20 protein-coding genes are annotated in these 19,327 nt (G+C 68.6%); 4 read left to right on the top strand and 16 right to left on the bottom strand.

Translation table 11 applies throughout. The features are described 5' to 3' along the window. Window positions 1-1,170, top strand: a complete 1,170-nt coding sequence (locus tag U4Z64_RS24395) for a hypothetical protein (RefSeq protein ID WP_321821319.1) — start codon at window positions 1-3, stop codon at window positions 1,168-1,170. A gap of 486 nt (window positions 1,171-1,656) precedes the next feature. Continuing rightward, on the top strand, window positions 1,657-3,114 hold the full coding sequence (locus tag U4Z64_RS24390; protein WP_321821318.1) for an MFS transporter: 1,458 nt from the start codon (window positions 1,657-1,659) through the stop codon (window positions 3,112-3,114). A 95-nt stretch (window positions 3,115-3,209) separates the two neighbouring features. Here U4Z64_RS24390 and U4Z64_RS24385 read toward each other — a convergent pair whose 3' ends face one another. From U4Z64_RS24385 to U4Z64_RS24365, 5 genes are all read right to left on the bottom strand, one after another. Next, the gene (locus tag U4Z64_RS24385) at window positions 3,210-4,103 is read right to left on the bottom strand and encodes a LysR family transcriptional regulator (RefSeq protein ID WP_044843520.1); all 894 of its coding nucleotides are present in this window, start codon (window positions 4,101-4,103) and stop codon (window positions 3,210-3,212) included. Window positions 4,104-4,223: 120 nt separating this feature from the next. Continuing rightward, complete coding sequence (locus U4Z64_RS24380) at window positions 4,224-5,051, bottom strand: alpha/beta hydrolase (protein WP_321821317.1); 828 nt, start codon at window positions 5,049-5,051, stop codon at window positions 4,224-4,226. 294 nt (window positions 5,052-5,345) lie between these two features. Then, window positions 5,346-5,729 carry a VOC family protein gene (locus U4Z64_RS24375; protein ID WP_044843522.1) on the bottom strand — a complete coding sequence of 128 codons (384 nt, stop codon included), beginning with the start codon at window positions 5,727-5,729 and terminating at the stop codon, window positions 5,346-5,348. Between the two features lie 19 nt (window positions 5,730-5,748). Beyond that, complete coding sequence (locus U4Z64_RS24370; protein WP_321809991.1) at window positions 5,749-6,714, bottom strand: hydroxymethylglutaryl-CoA lyase; 966 nt, start codon at window positions 6,712-6,714, stop codon at window positions 5,749-5,751. A gap of 29 nt (window positions 6,715-6,743) precedes the next feature. Further along, window positions 6,744-7,934: a CoA transferase gene (locus U4Z64_RS24365; RefSeq protein WP_321821316.1), complete on the bottom strand. Its 1,191-nt coding sequence runs from the start codon at window positions 7,932-7,934 to the stop codon at window positions 6,744-6,746. A 27-nt stretch (window positions 7,935-7,961) separates the two neighbouring features. Between U4Z64_RS24365 and U4Z64_RS24360 the strand changes: the two genes are divergently transcribed. Together U4Z64_RS24360 and U4Z64_RS24355 are read left to right on the top strand one after the other, a co-directional pair. After that, window positions 7,962-8,117 carry a hypothetical protein gene (locus tag U4Z64_RS24360; protein WP_321821315.1) on the top strand — a complete coding sequence of 52 codons (156 nt, stop codon included), beginning with the start codon at window positions 7,962-7,964 and terminating at the stop codon, window positions 8,115-8,117. Window positions 8,118-8,330: 213 nt separating this feature from the next. Further along, on the top strand, window positions 8,331-9,296 hold the full coding sequence (locus tag U4Z64_RS24355) for a D-2-hydroxyacid dehydrogenase (RefSeq protein WP_321821314.1): 966 nt from the start codon (window positions 8,331-8,333) through the stop codon (window positions 9,294-9,296). Between the two features lie 356 nt (window positions 9,297-9,652). Here U4Z64_RS24355 and U4Z64_RS24350 read toward each other — a convergent pair whose 3' ends face one another. The 11 genes from U4Z64_RS24350 to U4Z64_RS24300 form a co-directional block, all read right to left on the bottom strand. Then, complete coding sequence (locus U4Z64_RS24350) at window positions 9,653-9,865, bottom strand: hypothetical protein (RefSeq protein ID WP_044843526.1); 213 nt, start codon at window positions 9,863-9,865, stop codon at window positions 9,653-9,655. Window positions 9,866-10,151: 286 nt separating this feature from the next. Further along, entirely contained in the window at window positions 10,152-10,589 is a 438-nt protein-coding gene (locus U4Z64_RS24345) for a hypothetical protein (RefSeq protein ID WP_321821313.1), read from the bottom strand. Between the two features lie 228 nt (window positions 10,590-10,817). Next, complete coding sequence (locus U4Z64_RS24340; RefSeq protein ID WP_321821312.1) at window positions 10,818-11,741, bottom strand: ABC transporter permease; 924 nt, start codon at window positions 11,739-11,741, stop codon at window positions 10,818-10,820. Then, window positions 11,741-12,613: an ABC transporter permease gene (locus U4Z64_RS24335; protein WP_044843529.1), complete on the bottom strand. Its 873-nt coding sequence runs from the start codon at window positions 12,611-12,613 to the stop codon at window positions 11,741-11,743. Before U4Z64_RS24335 ends, U4Z64_RS24340 begins: the two co-directional genes overlap by 1 nt. Window positions 12,614-12,758: 145 nt before the next feature. Then, window positions 12,759-13,838: an ABC transporter ATP-binding protein gene (locus U4Z64_RS24330; protein WP_321821311.1), complete on the bottom strand. Its 1,080-nt coding sequence runs from the start codon at window positions 13,836-13,838 to the stop codon at window positions 12,759-12,761. Window positions 13,839-13,887: 49 nt separating this feature from the next. Next, window positions 13,888-15,054 carry an ABC transporter substrate-binding protein gene (locus U4Z64_RS24325; protein WP_321821310.1) on the bottom strand — a complete coding sequence of 389 codons (1,167 nt, stop codon included), beginning with the start codon at window positions 15,052-15,054 and terminating at the stop codon, window positions 13,888-13,890. Between the two features lie 305 nt (window positions 15,055-15,359). Next, window positions 15,360-15,746, bottom strand: coding sequence for a type II toxin-antitoxin system death-on-curing family toxin (locus U4Z64_RS24320; protein ID WP_044843532.1), 387 nt, complete (start codon window positions 15,744-15,746; stop codon window positions 15,360-15,362). A gap of 1 nt (window position 15,747) precedes the next feature. After that, window positions 15,748-15,921, bottom strand: coding sequence for a hypothetical protein (locus U4Z64_RS24315; RefSeq protein ID WP_174389514.1), 174 nt, complete (start codon window positions 15,919-15,921; stop codon window positions 15,748-15,750). 124 nt (window positions 15,922-16,045) lie between these two features. Next, window positions 16,046-16,639, bottom strand: coding sequence for an RBBP9/YdeN family alpha/beta hydrolase (locus U4Z64_RS24310; RefSeq protein WP_321799556.1), 594 nt, complete (start codon window positions 16,637-16,639; stop codon window positions 16,046-16,048). A 22-nt stretch (window positions 16,640-16,661) separates the two neighbouring features. Next, complete coding sequence (locus tag U4Z64_RS24305; protein ID WP_321821309.1) at window positions 16,662-17,990, bottom strand: MFS transporter; 1,329 nt, start codon at window positions 17,988-17,990, stop codon at window positions 16,662-16,664. A gap of 164 nt (window positions 17,991-18,154) precedes the next feature. Then, a complete protein-coding gene (locus U4Z64_RS24300; protein ID WP_044843535.1) occupies window positions 18,155-19,210 on the bottom strand; it encodes a 3-keto-5-aminohexanoate cleavage protein in 1,056 nt (351 codons plus the stop codon). Between the last annotated feature and the right edge of the window lie 117 nt (window positions 19,211-19,327).

The following is a 19,327-nucleotide window of genomic DNA, read 5'->3' as shown; positions in this document are numbered from 1 at the left end:
ATGACCGACTTGCCTGCCGTGCCCGCGTTGCGTTGCGTCGTCATGCGTTGCGCGTCGGCGTGCGTCGTCGCGTGGCTGGTCGCCGGGCCGGCGATGGCCGGCTCGTCGGCCGTGTCGCCGCCCGGGTTGCCGGCACCCGCAATCCGCACGCCGCAACGCATCCTGTTCGTCGGCGACAGCCTCACGCACGGCCGTTACACACCCGTGCGTTCGTACGGCGCGATGCATGCCGGCCGTCAGGCCGCAGGCGCGGCCGCGGCGCGGGTGATCGACGAGAACTTCGGGCAGACCGGCGCCCGCGCGGAACGCGAGCCGGGCCCGTGGGGCGGGATTCCGGGCATCTTCGCGCGGTTTGCCGTCGAAGCCGGGCTCGACTATGACGTCCATCTCGAAGCGATGTCGGCGACGAGTCTCGCCAAACACGACCGCGTTGCATCGGACGTGATCGACCGGCCTGTCTGGGACGCGGTCGTGCTGCAGGAGTTGAGCGCGAAGCCGCTGCCGTTCGTGCTCACGCATAGCCGTGCCAGCGATCCCGCCGCCTTCTGCGCGAGCGTCGCGAAGATCGCGCGCGGCATTCGCGCTGCTGCACCGCACGCGCGCGTCTATCTGTACGAAACCTGGCCGGGCGCCGATCTCGCGAAGGCGCTGGCGGGCGAGCCGGGCAGCGCAGGCTTTCACGCGCGCTACGTCGAGCGTCTCGCCGACCTCGTCGCCGCGTATCGCGATGCATTCGAACGCGCCCGCCGCACCGATCCGTCGATCGTGGCCGTCGCGCCGGTCGGCCGCGCATGGCAGCGCGCGTGGATGGCGGGCATCGCCGATCCCGATCCGTATGCGCCGTCGGGTGCCCCGCTGCTGTGGTACGGCATGCGCGCGCACAACGACCCGCCGATCTCGCGGCTCGACTATCAGCATCCGGGCGTGACGGGCGCTTACCTCAGCGCGCTCGTGCTGTTCCAGCAGATCGCCGGCGTCGACGTGCGCACCTTGGGCGCGCGGGAGCAAGCAGCCGCGCAGCTCGGCATCGCGCCGGACCTGGCGGTGAAGCTGCAGGCGGTTGCGTCGGAGACGGTGCGGCATGAACGGGCCGACGTCGGGGGCGGGACCGGCACCGATGCCGGTGCGGCGGCGACGGATGGACGGTCCGATCCGTGCGCGTCGCCATGAGCCGGATGTGCAGACGAGCGGCGGCGCTGCACATTCGGTGCGTCGCAGCGATCGATGAACGCTGACGAATGCAAGGGCCCGCGGCGTCGCTCCGCCTTTCCCTCGCGCGGCGCCGGCGGATTGACCGAGGATACCGAACCGCGCGGTACGCGATCACCATCACCGGTCGCCGAATCCGCGCAGCGCGGCCTATCGTTTTCCCTGCCCTGACCTTCCCGCCTCGGCTCGCCTTCCGCCCGACGCCCGCCCAGCGGGCGTTTCCCGGCCTTTCTGCGCGGGAAAGGATGCTTGAAGCATCCGCAATTATCGCGTCGCGCTAATTCGCCGACCATGTTTCGGACGATCGGCGCGATCCCGCGCATCCGGCCTTTCGCGGGCCTTGCGGGCACGTGCGCCGCGTCGCGCGACCGGGCCCGTGATGCCGGCCGCGAATAGCCGCGAACGGCCGGGCATCGCGCCACGGCAAATCGATAATCAGGAGACACGATGAACAGCCAATCCCTCGACCTTGGCGGCACCGCGGGCGGCCCCGCGTCCGCCGCATCGTCCGCGGCCCGGGCCGGCGCCGATGCGACGGCCCTGCCCGCCCGCGGCATCACGCTCGGCGAATTCATGGACGACCTGCCGGTCGGTGCGCTGCACCGGTTCGTCGTCTGGGTGATCGGCATCGGGCTGTTCTTCGACATGTACGAGATCTTCCTCGTCAGCACGATCGGCTCCGCGCTGCAGCACGAATACGGGCTCAGCCGGCAAAGCGCCGATTTCAAGCTGCTGCTCGCGTCGGCATTCATCGGAATGTTCGTCGGCGCGCTGTGTCTCGGCAGCCTCGCCGACCGCATCGGCCGGCGCAAGGCGTTCCTGATGACGCTCGTCTGGTACAGCGCGTTCTCGCTGATCGGCGCGTTCTCCATGAACGCCGACATGCTCGTCGCATGCCGCTTTCTCACGGGCATCGGCGTCGGCGCGATCTACCCGGTCGCCGACAGCTTCCTGTCCGAAATCCTGCCGAAGGACAAGCGCGGACGGCTTGCCGCTTGGGCCTATACGACTTCGTACGTCGCCGTGCCGCTGGTCGGCTTCCTCGCGCTGTGGCTGAATCCGCTGCACGTCGCGGGCGTGGCCGGCTGGCGCATCATCCTCGCGATCGGCAGCCTCGGCGCCGTGTACGTGCTGCTGGTCCAGCATCGTCTGCCGGAAAGCCCGCGCTGGCTGCTCGCGCAGGGCCGCGCCGCGGATGCGCATGCCGCGGCGAAGCGCTTCGCGGACAGCGCGGGGGTGCGCGTGCCCGACCAGTTCGCGGCATCGGCCGAACCGCAGCGGCCGCTGCGCGTCGGCGAGCGCATCGCGTTGCTGCGCCGCCGGCCGTACGGCGCGCGCTACCTGATGCTCGCGGTGTTCCACCTGTTTCAGGGCTTCGGCTATTACGGCTTCGGCACGCTCGCGAGCACGGTCGTCAAGAGCCGCGGGTTCGACGTCACCGACAGCACGCTGTTCATCGCACTGTCGTTCATCGGTTATCCGATCGGCTCGCTGCTGTCGATTCCGCTGCTGAACTGGATCGAGCGCCGCACGCTCGTGATCGTGTCGATCCTCTCGATCGCCGCGTTCGGGCTGTGCTTTGCGTATTCGGGCAATACGGCGCTGATCGTCTGTTTCGGGTTCCTGACGACCTGCGCGTCGAACGTGTTCAGCAACGCGTATCACGTGTATCAGGCGGAGATCTTCCCGGCGCGCGTGCGTTCGACCGCGATCGGCAGCACCTACTCGCTGTCGCGCATCGTCAGCGGCGCGCTGCCGTTCGTGCTGCTGCCGGTGCTGGCCCAACACGGCGCGGGAGCGATGTTCGGCGTGATCTCGGTCGCGCTCGGCATCGTCGCGGTCACGCTGCGCGTGCTCGGGCCGCTGACCACGCGGCGCAGCCAGGACGACATCAACCCGGTATGACGCGGTATGCGGCACGAGGCATGCGCATGGGTGCCCCGTGCGTCGCGCCTGGCGCGCGTTGAACGCAGGTCGCGCATTCCTCGCATTCAGCGCGTTCAGCGCGCCGACATGAAATCGAACAGCTTCGCGATGTCCGTGGTCAGCACGGTGCCGGCCTTCACGCCGACCCACAGCGTGCGCGTCGCCCACGCGTCGTCGAGCGTCACGACGCCGAGCCGCGCCGCGCGCTCGCCCGTCACCGCATCGCGCGGCAGCACGCCGATCCCGAGCCCGGCCTCGATCATTCGGCTCACGCCGTCGAAATTCGATACCTGGATGCGCAGCTTCAGCGAGCGCTCGGCCGCGAACGCGGCGTCGGTCATCCGCGCGAGCAGCGAACTGCCGTCGCTCAGGCCGACGTAGTCTTCATCGAGCGTCTCCGCGAAGCGGATGCTGTCGCGCGCGGCGAAGCGATGCCCGCGCGGCACGAGCAGCACGAGCTCGTCGCGCCGGTACAGCCGGCGTTCGATGCCGGGCGCCGGCACGTTGTCCGCGAACACGCCGAGATCGGCCTTGCCGGACCCGAGCGCATCGACGATCTCGTGACTCAGCCTTTCCTCGAGACTGACCTTGATGCCCGGGTTGTCGGTCAGGAACGCGGCGAGATCGGCCGGCAGGAACTGGACGATCGCCGACGTATTGGTCCACACGTGAATGTGGCCGCGCACGCCGGCGACGTAATCGCTCATCTCGTGCGCCATCCGGTTCACCTGCTCGATCACTTTCGCCGCATGTTCGAGCAGTGCGCGGCCCGCGGGCGTCAGCTCGACGCCGCGCGCATGCCGGACGAACAGCGCGCTGCCGGTCACGCTCTCGAGTTCGGCGATCCGCTTGCTGACTGCGGACAACGTGAGCTGACCGTGTTCGGCCGCCTTGGTCAGGCTGCCGTGCTCGGCGACGAGCGCGAACACGCGCAGCGACTGCAGATCGAAATGAAGCGGGTTCACCATGACGAAGATCCTGGGGTGTGCCATGCGGCGCGTGCGAACGGCGCCCGACCGGCTTGATGCCGATCATACGCCCGGCCATGCACGCGGCGAAATCGCGCGAAACGACGCAGGACCGCGCGCTCAGCGCGGCGCGATCGCCTGCAGTGCGGCGAGCATCGCGCTGTCCGGTCGCGCGAGATCGTCGAGTACCGTGAAGTGCTGCATGCCCGGCAGCCACGCGCGCGCAACCGGCTCGCCGGCCGCCTCGCATGCGTGCGCGTATTCATCTGCATGGCGCACGAGCTCCGGCAACTCGACCGCGCCGACCGCGACGACGGTCGGCGCACCGGGGCCGACATGACGCAGCGGGCTGTAGGCGGCGATTTCCTGCGCGGTGAGTCGAAGCTTCTCGCCGAGCACGCACAGCGAGATCGGCTCGAGATCGACGAGCGGGCTGATCGCAAGCGCCGACACGACCGCCGGATGCGCGCGATACACGGCGCTCAGGTGACCGCCTGCCGAGTGGCCGCTCAGGTGGATCGGCCGGCCGCCGGTGCCGATACGATCGGGATCGGCCGCGAGATGGTCGAGCAGCGCGCCGATCTCGCCGACGATGTCGGTCATCGATGCAGCCGGTGCGAGCGTGTATTCGGCGAGCACGACATCGAACCCGCGTGCGAGCGGCCCGGCGGCCGCGTACGCGAAATCTTCCTTCGCGCAGTGCTGCCAGTAGCCGCCGTGAATGAACACGAACAGCGGCGCGCCGGGCCGGCCGCAGCGCAGCCAGTCGAAGCGCTGCGCGGGGCGCGACCCGTAACGCAGGTCGCGCTGCGCGGGCGTCGCGGCGTAAAGCGCGGCACTGCGTGCCTGGCAGGACGCGAGTACCGCGGGGAAGTCGGGAATGGCCTTCGTGTTCAGGTAAGCGGCGTCGAGCGCCGCGCGGTCCATGCCGCGATAGAGGATCGTCATTCGGAATGTGCGTGGGTCGGATTGCGGATCCGCGGGACGCGCGTCGCGCCCGCTGCGAAGGCGGCGGACGGACCGGCGCCGATGCACGCCATTATCCGCGGTGCAACGCGGCGCGCCTATCCGGAATCGGCGGGTGCGGTACGCGCCTGTCCGCTTTCGGCGGAGGATTGCTGCGTGGCGGACGCATCGCGCCGGCGCATGCGGAACCGGCAGAACGGACGCGATGCTGCGCCCACGCCGCACGACAGCTCGGCATGACCGCCGCGCGCGCCGTGCAATTCAACGCAACGCAACTCAGATCAACTCGGAGATCTCGATCAGGTTCAGGTCCGGGTCGCGCACGTACACCGACCGGATCTTCTGCGTCGCACCGGTGCGCTCGACGGGCCCTTCGACGATCGGCCATTCGACGCGGTGCAGATGCGCGATCACGTCGTCGAGCGGCACCGACGCGATGAAGCACAGGTCGAGCGCGCCGGGCACCGGCACGTGCGCCTTCGGCTCGAACTCCGCGCCGCGCACGTGCAGGTTGATCTTCTGGTTGCCGAAGCGGAACGCGAGCCGGCCCGCGCCGAAGGTTTCGAGCTGCATCTGCAGCACTTCGGTATAGAAATGCTTCGTCCGCTCCGGATCGACGCAAGTCAGCACGAGGTGGTCGAGGTGGTCAATCAGTGCCATGTGATTCGCTCCGGTTCGGTTACGAGAAAGCCCGCTGCGCCGGCATGTGGCCGGCTTCGGCGCGCGGCGGCGGATGCAGGTCCGAGCGGCGCCCGGCCTTCAGGATCTGGCTCGGCACGTCATGCCCGATCAGCGCGGGCAACCGCGCGGCCGCGGCGAGTACGCCCGCCAAGTCGACGCCCGTATCGTAGCCGTCGAGCGCGAGCATGTGCACGAGTTCCTCGGTGCACGCGTTGCCGGTCGCGCCCGGCGCGTACGGACAGCCGCCGAGGCCGCCGAGCGATGCGTCGAAGCGGTCGATGCCGGCGTCGAGCGCGGCGAGCGTGTTCGCGAGCGCCATCCCGCGTGTGTTGTGAAAGTGCAGCGTGAGCTGCAGCGCGCCGAAGCGTTCGCGCGCGCGTTCGGCCAGGTCGCGCACCTGGGACGGATACGCCATGCCGGTCGTGTCGCACAGCGTGAAGCCGTGCACGCCGAGATCCGCGAAGCGCTGCATCCACGCGAGCACGGTTTCCGCACGCACGTCGCCTTCCATCGGGCAGCCCATCGCGGTCGACAGCGACACGTTGAGCGCGACGCCGGTGCCGCGCACCGTGTCGATCACGTCGCGCAGTTGCGCGAACGACTGCTCGCGGGTCATCCGCAGGTTCGTGCGGTTGTGGCTCTCGCTCGTCGACATCACGAGGTTCACCTCGTCGACGCCGCACGACAGCGCGCGTTCCGCGCCGCGCACATTCGGCACGAGCACCGTATAGACGACGCCCGGCGCGCGCACGATGCCGTGCATCACGGCTTCCGCGTCGCGCAGCGCGGGGATCGCCTTCGGCGACGTGAACGACGTGACCTCGATCTTCGCGTAGCCGCACGCGCTCAACGCGTCGACGAGCGCGATCTTGTCGTCGGTGTCGACGAACGCCGCTTCATTCTGGAAACCGTCGCGTGTAGCGACTTCTTGAATATAAAGTCGTTGGGGATGGGGCTGGTTCATGTCGTCGTCCCGGTGGCGGGTTGGTCGCTTCAGATCACGCCGCGCGTGCGCCAGTCGTCGCGCGTCGCGGCATCGATGCCGATCGATTCGAGTACCGCGTCGGTATCGGCGCCGAGCGCGGGCGCCGGACGCTCGATGCGTCCCGGCGTCGCGCCGAGTTTCGGCACGATGCCCGGCACGAGCACGGGCGTGCCGTCGGGCAGCGCGGCGTCGACGATCATGTCGCGTGCGCGGTAATGCGGATCGGCCGCGATGTCCGCGACGTCGTAGATGCGCCCGGACGGGATGCGTGCGTCGTGCAGCGCGGCGAGCACGTCGTCGAGATCGAGCCGCGCGCTCCATTCGCCGATCGCCGCGTCGATGCGCGCGACCTGCGCGACGCGCCCGTCGTTGTGCGCGAGCGCGAGATCGTCGCCGAGATCGGGGCGCCCGATCAACGCCATCAGGCGCCGGAAGATGCTGTCGCCGTTGCCGGCGATCAGCGCGTACCTGCCGTCGCGGCAGCGGTACGCGTTGGTCGGCGCGATGCCCGGCAGGCTGCTGCCGGCCGGCTCGCGCACCGCGCCGAACGCCGAGTATTCGGGCAGCAGGCTTTCCATCATGTTGAAGACGGATTCGTACAGCGCAACGTCGACGACCTGGCCCTTGCCGCCCTGCTGTTCGCGATGGCGCAGCGCGAGCAGGATGCCGATCACGCCGTGCAGCGCCGACAGCGAATCGCCGAGCGACACGCCGACGCGCACCGGCGTGCGGCCGGGCTCGCCGGTCAGGTGGCGCAGGCCGCCCATCGCTTCGGCGATCACGCCGAAGCCGGGCCGGTCGCGATACGGGCCGGTCTGGCCGAAGCCCGATACGCGCAGCATCACGAGCCGCGGGTTGATCGCGGACAGCGTCTCCCAGTCGAGCCCCCAGCCTTCCAGCGTGCCGGGCCGGAAGTTCTCGATCAGCACGTCGGTCCCGGCGACGAGGCGGCGCACGACGTCCTGCCCTTCGGGCGTGCGCAGGTCGAGCGCGAGCGAGCGCTTGTTGCGCGACTGCGCGGCCCACCAGACCGACGTGCCGTCGTGCAGCAGCCGCCATTTGCGCAGCGGGTCGCCGACGCCGGGCGGCTCCACCTTGATCACGTCCGCGCCGAATTCGGCGAGCATCCGGCCCGCGAACGGACCGGCGATCAGTTGGCCGAGTTCCAGCACGCGGATACCGTCCAGGGGGCGCGTCATGACTGTCTCCTGAAAATCGTGTTGTCGATGACGGCGATCATGACGGCGTTTGCATCCGGCGAAAATCGATCGATGCTCAACCAGCCTTTCCTGAACGGAAAGGGGCGCGTGGCTCATTTCGCGGGCCAGCACGGCGGCTTCGTCGAGCGCCGCACACGCATCGTCCCAGCGGCGCCCGCGTGAGCCATCGCCTGCAGCAGCACGACGGGGCGCCGCCAAGCGGCCCGTGCGACGGAACAGTGAACCGGGAAGTTGTCGGGCCGGCCGTGCACAAATGGCACCGACGTTTTCCGCGCGGGAAAGCGCGCTCGCGCAATGCGCAAGCCCGATCGCATGCGCCGCTGGCAGAATCGTTGCCGTTGCGCGCCCGCCGGGCGCCCGTCAGCGAGGCCCGCCATGTTTTCCCGTTCCTCTCCCGCGCAGATCGTGTTTCTCGACCGCGCGACGCTGTCGCCGCAGACCGTGCTGAAGCCGTTTCCGTTTCCGCACGCGCTGCGGACCTTCGAACGGACGACAACGGACGAAGTGGCCGCGCGTATCGGCGACGCGGACATCGTCGTCACCAACAAGGTCCGGCTCGACGCGACGGCGCTCGACCGTGCGCCGCACCTGAAAATGATTGCGATCGCCGCGACCGGTACCGACATCGTCGATCTCGATGCGTGCGCCGCGCGCGGCATCGTCGTCAGCAACATTCGCGGGTATGCGGTGCGCACCGTACCCGAACACACGTTCGCGCTGATCTTCGCGCTGCGGCGCAGCCTCGTCGCGTATCGCGACGCGGTGCGCGCGGGGCGCTGGCTCGACAGCGGACAGTTCTGCTTCTTCGATCATCCGATCCGCGACCTGGCCGGCGCGACGCTCGGGATCGTCGGCGACGGCGTGCTCGGCCGCGCGGTGGCCGGCATCGCCCGCGCGCTCGGCATGCGCGTGCTGTTCGCCGCGCACGGCGCTGCGCGGGGCGCCGGGCACGTGCCGCTCGACACGCTGCTGCGCGACAGCGACGTGATCACGCTGCACTGCCCGCTCACGCCGGCGACCCGCGGCCTGATCGACGCGGCCGCGTTCGCGCGGATGGCGCGCCGGCCGCTGCTGATCAACACCGCGCGCGGCGGGCTCGTGGATGAAGGTGCACTCGTCGACGCGCTGCGGGCGGGGCAGATTTCGGGCGCCGGCTTCGACGTGGTCACGCAGGAGCCGCTGCCGGCCGCGCATCCGTTCCACGCGATCCTGTCGCATCCGGCGTTCATCCTGACGCCTCATGTCGCGTGGGCGAGCGACGAGGCGATGCGGGCACTGGCCGATCAGCTCGTCGACAACGTTGCCGCGTTTGCGCGCGGCGAACCGACGCAGGTGGTGTGACGCCGGTCGCTGCGGACCGAACCTGCGGGCCGCGCGAATTCGGGCCGTGCAGTCAGGGCCGTGTAAATGGGGCGCGCAGATGGACCGTGCAAATGGCCCGCGCAAATGGAGCGGCCCCGCTCGATTGCTCGAGGCGGGGCCGACGGAATGGGGGCTGCTTACGCCAGCGACTCGGCACGTTCCGGGTTCGTACATCCGCCCTGTCTTGCGGCCGGTTTCCGAATTCCTGATGGGCGCTACTTCAAGGAATTCAGGCCGCCAAATCTGTAGGGCGAGTCCGAAACTGATGAAACGGTGCCCAGGACGCCGTTCACTGCCGCGCGCCGACCGGCGCGCGAGCCTCGACGCGAGATCGATCAGTAAGCGGACATCTCGACGCAAGGATCGACCTTGGACGGCGAGCAGATGACCGAATACTTGGCGCTTTCGCGCATCAGCGCTTCGCCTTCGTGCAGCGCGATCTTGATCTCGGGGTGACGCTCGTACGCGAGGAACGCGGAGCAGAAGACCGCGGACATCACGACCAGGGAAAACACAAATTTTTCAAGGGATTGGAGACGTTCGGGCATGGTTCGACCTTTCTTCTAGGCCGTGATTATAGCTCGAATTAAGGGTTTTCCCTATATTCCGATCCGCATACCGAGGATGGGTTCGACTGAACCTCGGTCGCGTTTGCTCCCCTTTTTCGCCGCTAATCCGGGCTCAAGCGCGGGTCGAACAAGATGGGGCGCCGCCGCGGTCGCGGCGCCCGCCCGGCCGTTCGCACAGCCCGCCGGCGGTCCGTGGAGAACGGTACGGCTCCGCTCGCCGGGAGCGTCCTCTGAAGAAAGCGCGACGAAGCCGTCGCCGGCCGCGTCACTGCGGCGCGGATGCACCGCTCGCCGCGTTGCCCGGCCACGCCTTGCCGATTCTGTCGATCAGCGATTTGGCGGCGCCGGTCGCGATGGCCGCGTCGACGCCCGAGGTCTGCCACGAACCGTCGGCGGCCTTGACGAAGGTCAGGTTCGCGCGCGACGGCGCGTAATCGTGGTTGCGCCACGTGACCACGACGTCGCACGTGTAGGTCCGTTCGCCGACCTTCCTGCAGTCGCCGTCGGGTTTCGCGGAGATCACGTCGGCCGACACGGGCAGCGGCTGGCCGAACAGCGCGTTCAGACCGCCGTGGTTTTCCGCTTCGAGCGCGCGGCGCACTGCGGCATCGACGTCGCTCGATCCGGGGCCGTCGTGGAGCAGGTTGCAGGCGGCAAGCAGCGTGGCGGCACAGCCGAGCGGGAGCAGCGTGGGAAACTTCATGGAACTCCGCGAATCGGGTGAACGTCGGGCGGCATGCGGCGATGCGAGCGAACGTATCGCCGGGCCGGTACGCTGCGTAGTCTGCAACGTCCGTGCACGGTTCGCGGTATCCATTTGTAACCAATTGCACGGATGGCGCGCGCAAGCATCGGCGGACCGCCTGCATCGCTGCGCCGCCGCCGTCCTTCGCGTTGAGTCGCGTTAACGCACGCCGCCACACGTGGACGCCTACTGCCGCTCCTGCTTCACGCGACTCACGAGCTGCGTCGGGCTCACGAACTGCAGCGCGATCACGACCCACACGAGCGTGATGGCCATATAGATCATCGCCATCGCGTCGATCGACTGCGGCGCGCGCACGCCGGTCGAGAACACCGCGTAATACAGCGCGACGACGAGCGTCTGCGTGCTCGGGCCCGCGGTGAAGAAGGTCAGCTCGAACATCCCGATCGTGCGCACCAGCACGAGCAGCCCTGCCGCGAGCATGCCGGGCACCAGCAGCGGCAGCAGCACGTAGCGGAAATAGCGCCACGTGTTCGCGCCGAAGATGCGCGCGGCGGCTTCGAGGTTCGGATCGATCTGCTCGATGAACGGCGTCATCACGAGGATCACGAACGGCAGTGCCGGCACGAGGTTCGCGAGGATCACGCCCAGCAGCGTGCCCGCGAGCCCGACCTTGTACATCACGGTCGCCATCGGGATCCCGTACGTGACGGGCGGCACCATCAGCGGCAGCAGGAACACCAGCAGCGCGAAGCGCTTGCCGCGGAATTGCACGCGCGCGAGCGCATAGGCGGCCGGCACGCCGAGCGCGACCGACAGCAGCACCACCGCGCCGACTACTTCGAGCGTCACCCACAGCACGCTCGCGAGCTGGAAGTCTTCCCACGCCTTGGCATACCAGTGCAGCGTGAAGCCCTGCGGCAGCGGCGTGCCGAACCAGCGCGTCGCGACCGAGTTCACCGCGACGGTCGCGATCAGCAGCATCACGTTCAGCAGGAAGAACGCCATCAGCCCCCACACGAGCGCCTTCCATGAACGGCCGGCGAGGCTGCCGCGCAGTTTGCGCGGCTTCATCGCGTTGACGGGCTGCGTGCCGGGTGGGCTGTGCTTCGGCGGCCACGCCGGCGCGGCATGATTGTCGGTCGCCATCAGCCCTTGCCTCCCGTGACCGGACCGGTATAGAAGAAGCGGCGCGCGCCGAGCATCGACGCGACCACCAGCAGCTGCACGAAGCCCATCACGATCGCGATCGCCGACGCAAGCGAATAGTCGTAGCTCTCGAACGCGGCTTCGGCGGCCGCGATCGAGATCACCCGCGTCGGCCCGGCCGGCGCGCCGAGCAGCACGGCCGACGGGAACACCGAGAACGCCTGCACGAACGACAGGCACGCGGCCATCGTGAGCCCCGGCACGAGCAGCGGCAGGTAGATCCGCCGGAACTGCTGCCACGGGTTCGCGCCGAGCGTGGCCGCGGCGCGCGCGAGCGTCGGGTCGATGCCGCTGATGTACGACAGCATCAGCAGGAACGCGAACGGAAAGCCCGACACGATCAGCGACAGCAGCACGCCCCAGTAGTTGTGCGTGAGGCGCACCTCGTCGGTGTACAGGTGCAGCCCTTGCAGCGCCTGCGGGAACCAGCCGTTCGGGCCGAAGTACGTGAGCATCCCGTCGGCGACGAGCACCGTGCCGAGCGTGACGGGAATCACGAGCAGCGTCGTGACGAACTTCTGGTACGGCGAGTTGCGGCGCAGCGCGAACGCGACGGGCACCGCGATGCCGACGTTGATCAGCGTCGCCGGCACCGCGAGCTTCAGCGTGACGAGCACGGTCGGCCACATCGCGGTGTCGGTGAAGAACTGCACGTAGTTCGCGAGCACGCCGCCGCCGTTCGTCGGCTGGAACGACAGCACGAGGCCGTACGCGAACGGATAGATGAACAGCGCGACGATGAACGCGAGCGCGGGCGTGACGAGCCACGCCTTCGCGTCGCGCGGCGCGCCGCCGGTCGCGAGCGTGCTCATGCTGCCCCGCCCTTGCAAGTGCTGTTTCGACAGTGCCCGACAGAAGCATTCCGTTGAGCAAGAATGTGCGTCCGGCGGCGATCGGGGATGGTTTTCATGCTGGCCTCCCGGGCGCGCGCTGCCGCGCGCGCGGCGCCGCGGCCGTTCATCGCGCGTCTCCCGCATAGACGAGCGTGCGCGCCGGGCTCACGCGCAGCCGCAGCCGTTCGCCCTCCGCGAATTCGCCGGCGACGCGCGCCCAGATCGGGCCGAACGGCGTGAGCGCGCGAATGAGCGAGTCGCGGCCGCCGTATTCGACCGTTTCGACGGTCGCGTCGAAGGCGTTGTCGGCCCCTGCTTCCGCGCGCTCGATGTCGTCGGGGCGCAGCGCGACCACGACGTCCTTGCCGTCGAAGCCCGCCATCGGCACGCCGGTGATGCGCACACCCGCGGCGGCGACGTTCACGTAATCGCCGGCCATGCCTTCGAGCGTGAACGGCAGCACGTTGCGATAGCCCATGAAGCGCGCGACGTGCAGGTTGTGCGGGCGCGTGTACACGTCCTTCGGCGACGCGACCTGCTGCACGACGCCCTCCTTCATCACGACGATCCGGTCGGCCATCGACAGCGCCTCGTCCTGGTCGTGCGTCACGTAGATCGTCGCGCGTTCGAGTTGCGTGTGGATGCGGCGGATCTCGGCGCGCATCTCGATGCGCAGCTTGGTGTCGAGGTTCGACAGCGGCTCGTCCATCAGCACCAGCGGCGGCTCGATGACGATCGCGCGCGCGATCGCGACGCGCTGCTGCTGCCCGCCCGACAGCTGCCCGGGCAGCTTGCCCTCGTGGCCGACGAGTTGCACGAGTTCGAGCGCCTGCTGCGCGCGCCGCCGCGTTTCCTGCTTCGGCACGCCGCGCATCTTCAGCCCGAAGCCGACGTTCTCGAGCACCGACATGTGCGGAAACAGCGCGTAGTTCTGGAACACCATGCCGAAGCCGCGGCGCTCGGGCGGCAGCACGTCGATGCGCGTGTCGTCGAGCCAGATGCCGCCGCTCGTGAGCGGCTGCAGCCCGGCGATGCAGTTCAGCGCGGTCGACTTGCCGCAGCCCGACGGGCCGAGCAGCGCGACGAACTCGCCGCGCCGGATGTCGAGATCGAGCCCGTTCAGTGCGGCGACCTGCGCGCCCTCCGCATTGGTGAAGCTGCGGCACACGCCGTCGAGCCGCAACCGTTCGAAACTGTGCTTCATTACGCGAACTCCGTCGGCGCGGGCGCCGCGGCGCCCGCGGGTTCATCCGTCATTTCGACTTCTGCGACCCGATCTCGCGGTCCCACTTCTGGAACGCGGCGACCATCGCCTGCGCGTTGAGCGGCTGCACGTGCGGACGCTCCGCGAGCAGCTTCGCGTACTCGGGGCGGCCGAACTTCCTGATCACTTCCTGGCTGTGCTCGGGCGCCATCTCGAGCGTCACGCCCTTCACCGCCGGGCCCGGATAGAAGTAGCCGTCGTCGTAGGTCATCGCCTGCTGCGCCGGTTCGAGCAGGAAGTTCATCAGCTTGAACAGCACGTCGAGCTTGTCCTTCGCCACGCCTTTCGGAATCACCATGTAGTGCGCGTCGTTGACCCACGTCATGTTGTCGAACGCCTGGATCCGGAAGTCGGCCGGCACGATGCCGAGCGCGCGCGGGTTGAGGTCCCAGCCGGTGACGGTCACGGTCATGTCGCGCGTGCCTTCGCCGAGCTCCTTCATCACGGCCGACGTGCCGCCCGGGTAGTACGGCACGCAGTCGTTGAGCTGCTTCAGGAACGCCCAGGTCTTGTCCCAGCCGTTGATCGGATCCTGCGGGTTCTTGTCGCCCAGCACGTACGGCAGCCCCATCAGGAACGTGCGGCCGGGGCCCGAGTTCGCCGGGCGCGCGTAGATCAGCTTGTTCGGATGCGCCTTGCACCACGCGAGCAGCTGTTCGGGCGTCTTCGGCGGGTCGGCGACCTTCGCCGGGTTGTATTCGAGCAGCGGGCCGGCCGGCATGTAGGTCACTTCGAGGCCGAAGCCCTGCGCGACATCCTGCATCTTGCGCGGGCCGGGCGCGTACCGGTCGAGCACGCCGGGAAACGCGCCCGCGTTGTCGGGCAGCAGCTTCAGCCACAGGTTCTGCTCGATGCCGGCGGCCAGCGCGTCGGTGCCGGTCAGCACGAGATCGATGTCGGCGCGCCCCGCCGCTTGCATCGCCTTGATCTTGCCCGGCAGCTGCGGCGCGGGCGCGTTCGTGAACGTGACGTTCGCGACGAGATTCGGGTTCTTCTCCTTGAACGCCTCGATGGCCTTCTGCGTGAGCTGCAGGTTGCCCGCGACGTCGACGACGTTCAGCGATACGGGTGCGGCAACGGCTGCCGCGGCCGACAGCGTGAAACCCAGCGCGAGTGCGATCCGGCGGACACGGCGAGCGATCGGGGTGGCGTTCATGTCTCCTCACTTCGGTCGGTGGATGGGACCTTTCTTTTCAGGAAATCATGACGGTGTTATACGATGTCGGTCAACAAAAAACCGACTGGCGCGGGGCGGGAATTTCCCTAACAGAAACCTTCCGGTAGTCGACGATTTGATGATTTCGCGGCGCGCCGGGGCAGCAGAGGTTCGACGTGTTAGGACGTCGTATATCAAATTAGCGCTGATTGAAGCTCCGCGCGATCGGACGCCTGGGCAGCAATCGAGTCAGTGCGTGGTGTCGAGTGATCAAGAACGACTGAAAAGCCGACGACGCGACGTCGTCAGCGGGACAGAGACAATTCCCAGACTGCGCTGAAGTAATCGGCCAGTTCTTCGCTGCTGACATTGCCGTCCGCCACATCGACCATGAGGTCCTCGAGATCGGCGAGGCGAGGAATCGTGATCCCCTGCCGTTCCATATAGGTCAATGCACAGGTGAGACCGGTGCGCTTGTTGGCATCGTTGAAGACATGCCCGCGCGCGATGGCAACCGCATAGGTCGCGGCAATCCCGAACACGTCATCGAGGCCGGCGTAATGGGCGTGATTGTCGACGCGATGCAGGGCGGCCTCGACACCGCCCCGGCCGGCATGAGCAAATCCGCCCAAGCCGCCAAGGTCCCGGATTATCTCGTCATGAATCGTGATGACGTAATCAAGGTCCAGCAAATCAACGATCCTTCAACGCGATCAGCACGTCTCGGTGTTCGGAAATGACTTTTCGGGCAGCGCGAAGCACGTCACCTTTCTCGGTTTCCGTTGAAGCCTTGACTTCCGTCGTGGGCCGGATGATCGTGCGGGGTTTCAGTTCAACCCCATACAGCGTCTTTCTTTTGGGGGCCATGACAGTTTTCCACCATAAAAGCATGAATAATCAGCCGCTTGCCTGCGCTCGAACCGAGCGGCCGCGTTGGCGACAATCATAGCACCCGAAGTGGCGCCGAAGCGCCCGGACGATGGCGGCGACGTCAGCCCGACAAGCTGTAACGGCTTTTGCCGAGTGCCGCGACTTCCCCGATCAGCCGCTCCGCATCCCGCCACTCGCCAAACCCGGACGCCGGATTCAGATGCCCGACTTCGCCGAGATCGACGAGCTTGCTGCCCCACCCGGCCGCCAGCACTTCGACGCGTTCGAAGCGCGCGAGCGGATCGTTGCGGCTCGCGGCCACGACGCTCGGAAACGGCAGCCGCCCGGTCGGTACCGGCGTCCAGCCGTTCGCGGCAATCGCGTCGGGCGCCGGATAACCGGCGGGCATCGGCGTGTCGAGATCGGCCGGTGCCGCGAGCAGCGCGCCGTGGATCTTGCGCGTGGCCTGCCGTGCCCAGTGCACCGTGATCATCACGCCCGCGCTGTGCGCGACCAGAATCACGGGGCCGTCGATCGCGGCGAGCGCCGCATCGAGTGCCGCGACGCGCGCGGCGCGGCTCAGCTTGTCGGCTTCGAGCGGTGCGACGGACCGTGCGTTCGGCAGGCGTCGTTGCAGATGCGTCTGCCAGTGGTCTTCGACGTGATCGCGCAAGCCGGGCACGATCAGGATGGTGGGCGCGGTCGCCAGGGTCATGCAGCCTCCGGGAGGGTTCGGTTCAGGAAAGGTGGGACGCGCGCCGTTCGCGTTCGACGCGCGCGAGATCGGCCGCGTAGCTCGCGCGTCCGATCGCGAACAGCACGGCGGCCGCGAGCGGCACGACGGGAATCCATTGCAGTGCGCCGACGAGGCCGGCGCGATCGGCGACCCACCCCGTCAGCAGCGGGCCCGGCGCCATGCCGAGCAGGTTGTTGGCGAGCGTGAGCGTCGCGAACGCCGATGCATGGATCGCGGCGGGCGTCAGGTTCGCGACCATCGCGCCCGATGCGCCGGACGCGCCCGCACCGACCAGCATGCCCGCGCAGATCAGCGCGAGTTGCAGCGGCCCGGGCGGCAGCCGGAACGCCGCCGCGAGGCACACGCCCGTCAGCACGCAATACGCGATCGCGGTCAACCACTTGCGCTTGCCGTCGGTTTTGCCGACACGGTCGGTGACGATCCCGCAGCCGACCATCCCGACGCCCGACAGCAGCACGAAGCCGGCCGCGAGCACCGCGGCGCGGTCCGGCGCCATCGCGTAATAACGGTTCAGGTAGCTCGGCAGCCACGCGAACAGCGCGCCGGGCACGAACAGGTGCAGCCCGCTGCCGACATACGCGCAGATCACCGAACGCGATGCGAACAGCCCCGACATCAGCGCGCGCACGCTGCCGCGCAGGTCGCGCGGCGTATCGGCATGGGGCCGGCACGGTTCGACGCGGCAGGCCGCGAGCCGCCGTTCGGTGACCACGCCGCGGTACGCGACGAGCAGCACGATGCCGAGCGCGGCCATCACGCCGAACGACCAGCGCCAGCCGAGATGCGCGCCGACGAGGCCGCCGAGCGCCATCCCGAACACCGAGCCGAACGCGCCGCCGGCCATGAACGCGCCGGTCAACGTCGCGCGCAGGCGCGCCGGAAAGATGCTGAGGATCAGTGCGACGCCGACGCTGCCGTACGCGGCTTCGCCGAGCCCGACGAGGCCGCGCGCAACCAGCATTTCCGCGTAGTTGGTCGACAGCGCGCAACCCAGTGTCGCAATGCTCCACAACGCGGCCATCAGGACGATGCTGCGCACGCGGCCGAAGCGGTCGGCGAGCACCGACAGCGGAAACGTCAGCAGGCCGACCAGCAGCGCGACGACGCCGGACAGCGAGCCGAGCTGCGTGTCCGATAGTCCCCACGCGTGCTTGAGGAGCGGAAACACGGCATTGAGCACCTGCCGCGACATGTAGTCCGACAGCAGCAGGCCGACGGTCAGCCCGAACACGAGCCAGGCATAGGCCGGCGCGCGCCGCCCGGTGGCCGCCACGTCCTGCAGCGACGGCTCGACGTGATGAATCAGCATGCGTGTCTCCTCCGGCACCGGTGCGGCAACGCGCCGGCGCGGCTTGCGCGGCCCCACTCCGTTCGTCGGAGCTTGCCTCGCGCACCGCGCGAGGGTGGGTGCCGCGCCACATCGATCGGCGGGCGGCGCTCGCGGGCCGCCCGGTTGCACGGTCGCCCGGTGCGTCAGGCCGCGCGCAGCGGCACGCTCAGCTGGCCCGGCCGGCGGTTCGGCGCCATCCCGAGCTGCGCGAGCGTCTCGTCGACGCCGTCGTACTGCACGCCGATCCGGTAGATCGCCTTGGCTTCCTTGCCGGTGGCGATCTCGCGCCCGAGTTCGCGCGCGATCCGCGCGCACTGCTCGACCTGCTGCACCGACGTCATCCGGTTGCCCTTCTGGTCGATGATCGTGTCCTCGATCCCGCAGCGCGGATGCAGGCCCAGCGCCATCGCGACCGTGTTGATCGGCAGCACGTTCTTCATCAGCGATTCGAGCGTGATGCACGCGCCGTCCGGGCAGCGCCGCACGAATTCCATGAAGTTGTACGGATTGGGGCCGTCGAAGCCGCCGCCGATGCCGACCCACGTGACGTTCAGCGGCCCGCGATAGACGCCGCGGCGGATGATCCGCTCGAGCGTTTCCAGCGCGTGCATGCCGGTGAGCTGGAAATGCGGCTGGATGCCGGCCGCCTGCAGCCGGCGCAGGTGCTCGTCGACCCAGCCGGGGCCGGCCGGCACGGTCATCTCGCGGTACGCGTCCCACAGCGCGGCTTCGTTCAGCGACGTGCCGGCGATGTCCTTGCGGTTCATCAGCTCGGTGATGTTCATCTGCACGGTGTTGATCGCGACCGTCACCTGGTCGGGCTTCGGCGTCAGCTCGGCGAGCATGTGGCGCGTGTCGTCGGACAGCCATTTCGCCTCGGCGCCGTCGCCTTCCGGCGCGAACGAGATCGAGCCGCCGACCTGCAGGATCATGTCGGGCACCGCCTCGCGCAGCCGGCCGAGCAGCTCGTTGAATTTCGACAGTCGTTTGCTGCCCTTGCCGTCGAGCTCGCGCACGTGCAGGTGCAGCACCGTCGCGCCCGCGTTGTAGCAGTCGACGGCCTTCTGCACGTGCTCGTCCATCGTCACCGGAATGTCTTCCGGAAAGTCGGCGGGCATCCATTCGGGGCCGTACGGCGCGACCGTGATGACTACCTTGTCCTGGTTTTCCGGGTGCAGCGAATCGTCGAGAAATTGCATGTCGTCCTCCAGTGGGAATCGTTTTAGTGCAGGCGTACGGGCGTGCGTATCCCGCCGCGCCGGGCGGCTGGCCCGGCGCGTCGTGTACAGGGTTGCGAGTCGGTTAAGGTGCGGGCG

Origin of the sequence: Burkholderia sp. BCC1996, assembly GCF_905339955.1 — a bacterium.
Taxonomy (GTDB): domain Bacteria; phylum Pseudomonadota; class Gammaproteobacteria; order Burkholderiales; family Burkholderiaceae; genus Burkholderia.
Note: the sequence above shows the minus strand (reverse complement) of the source record. Positions and strands in the feature narration are given on the sequence as shown.

Excerpts from the sequence above, each read along its gene's own strand:
- U4Z64_RS24395 (WP_321821319.1), top strand. The coding sequence starts at position 1 with ATGACCGACTTGCCTGCCGTGCCCGCGTTGCGTTGCGTCGTCATGCGT.
- U4Z64_RS24390 (WP_321821318.1), top strand. The coding sequence starts at position 1,657 with ATGAACAGCCAATCCCTCGACCTTGGCGGCACCGCGGGCGGCCCCGCG.
- U4Z64_RS24385 (WP_044843520.1), bottom strand. The coding sequence starts at position 4,103 with ATGGTGAACCCGCTTCATTTCGATCTGCAGTCGCTGCGCGTGTTCGCG.
- U4Z64_RS24380 (WP_321821317.1), bottom strand. The coding sequence starts at position 5,051 with ATGACGATCCTCTATCGCGGCATGGACCGCGCGGCGCTCGACGCCGCT.
- U4Z64_RS24375 (WP_044843522.1), bottom strand. The coding sequence starts at position 5,729 with ATGGCACTGATTGACCACCTCGACCACCTCGTGCTGACTTGCGTCGAT.
- U4Z64_RS24370 (WP_321809991.1), bottom strand. The coding sequence starts at position 6,714 with ATGAACCAGCCCCATCCCCAACGACTTTATATTCAAGAAGTCGCTACA.
- U4Z64_RS24365 (WP_321821316.1), bottom strand. The coding sequence starts at position 7,934 with ATGACGCGCCCCCTGGACGGTATCCGCGTGCTGGAACTCGGCCAACTG.
- U4Z64_RS24360 (WP_321821315.1), top strand. The coding sequence starts at position 7,962 with ATGACGGCGATCATGACGGCGTTTGCATCCGGCGAAAATCGATCGATG.
- U4Z64_RS24355 (WP_321821314.1), top strand. The coding sequence starts at position 8,331 with ATGTTTTCCCGTTCCTCTCCCGCGCAGATCGTGTTTCTCGACCGCGCG.
- U4Z64_RS24350 (WP_044843526.1), bottom strand. The coding sequence starts at position 9,865 with ATGCCCGAACGTCTCCAATCCCTTGAAAAATTTGTGTTTTCCCTGGTC.
- U4Z64_RS24345 (WP_321821313.1), bottom strand. The coding sequence starts at position 10,589 with ATGAAGTTTCCCACGCTGCTCCCGCTCGGCTGTGCCGCCACGCTGCTT.
- U4Z64_RS24340 (WP_321821312.1), bottom strand. The coding sequence starts at position 11,741 with ATGGCGACCGACAATCATGCCGCGCCGGCGTGGCCGCCGAAGCACAGC.
- U4Z64_RS24335 (WP_044843529.1), bottom strand. The coding sequence starts at position 12,613 with ATGAGCACGCTCGCGACCGGCGGCGCGCCGCGCGACGCGAAGGCGTGG.
- U4Z64_RS24330 (WP_321821311.1), bottom strand. The coding sequence starts at position 13,838 with ATGAAGCACAGTTTCGAACGGTTGCGGCTCGACGGCGTGTGCCGCAGC.
- U4Z64_RS24325 (WP_321821310.1), bottom strand. The coding sequence starts at position 15,054 with ATGAACGCCACCCCGATCGCTCGCCGTGTCCGCCGGATCGCACTCGCG.
- U4Z64_RS24315 (WP_174389514.1), bottom strand. The coding sequence starts at position 15,921 with ATGGCCCCCAAAAGAAAGACGCTGTATGGGGTTGAACTGAAACCCCGC.
- U4Z64_RS24310 (WP_321799556.1), bottom strand. The coding sequence starts at position 16,639 with ATGACCCTGGCGACCGCGCCCACCATCCTGATCGTGCCCGGCTTGCGC.
- U4Z64_RS24305 (WP_321821309.1), bottom strand. The coding sequence starts at position 17,990 with ATGCTGATTCATCACGTCGAGCCGTCGCTGCAGGACGTGGCGGCCACC.
- U4Z64_RS24300 (WP_044843535.1), bottom strand. The coding sequence starts at position 19,210 with ATGCAATTTCTCGACGATTCGCTGCACCCGGAAAACCAGGACAAGGTA.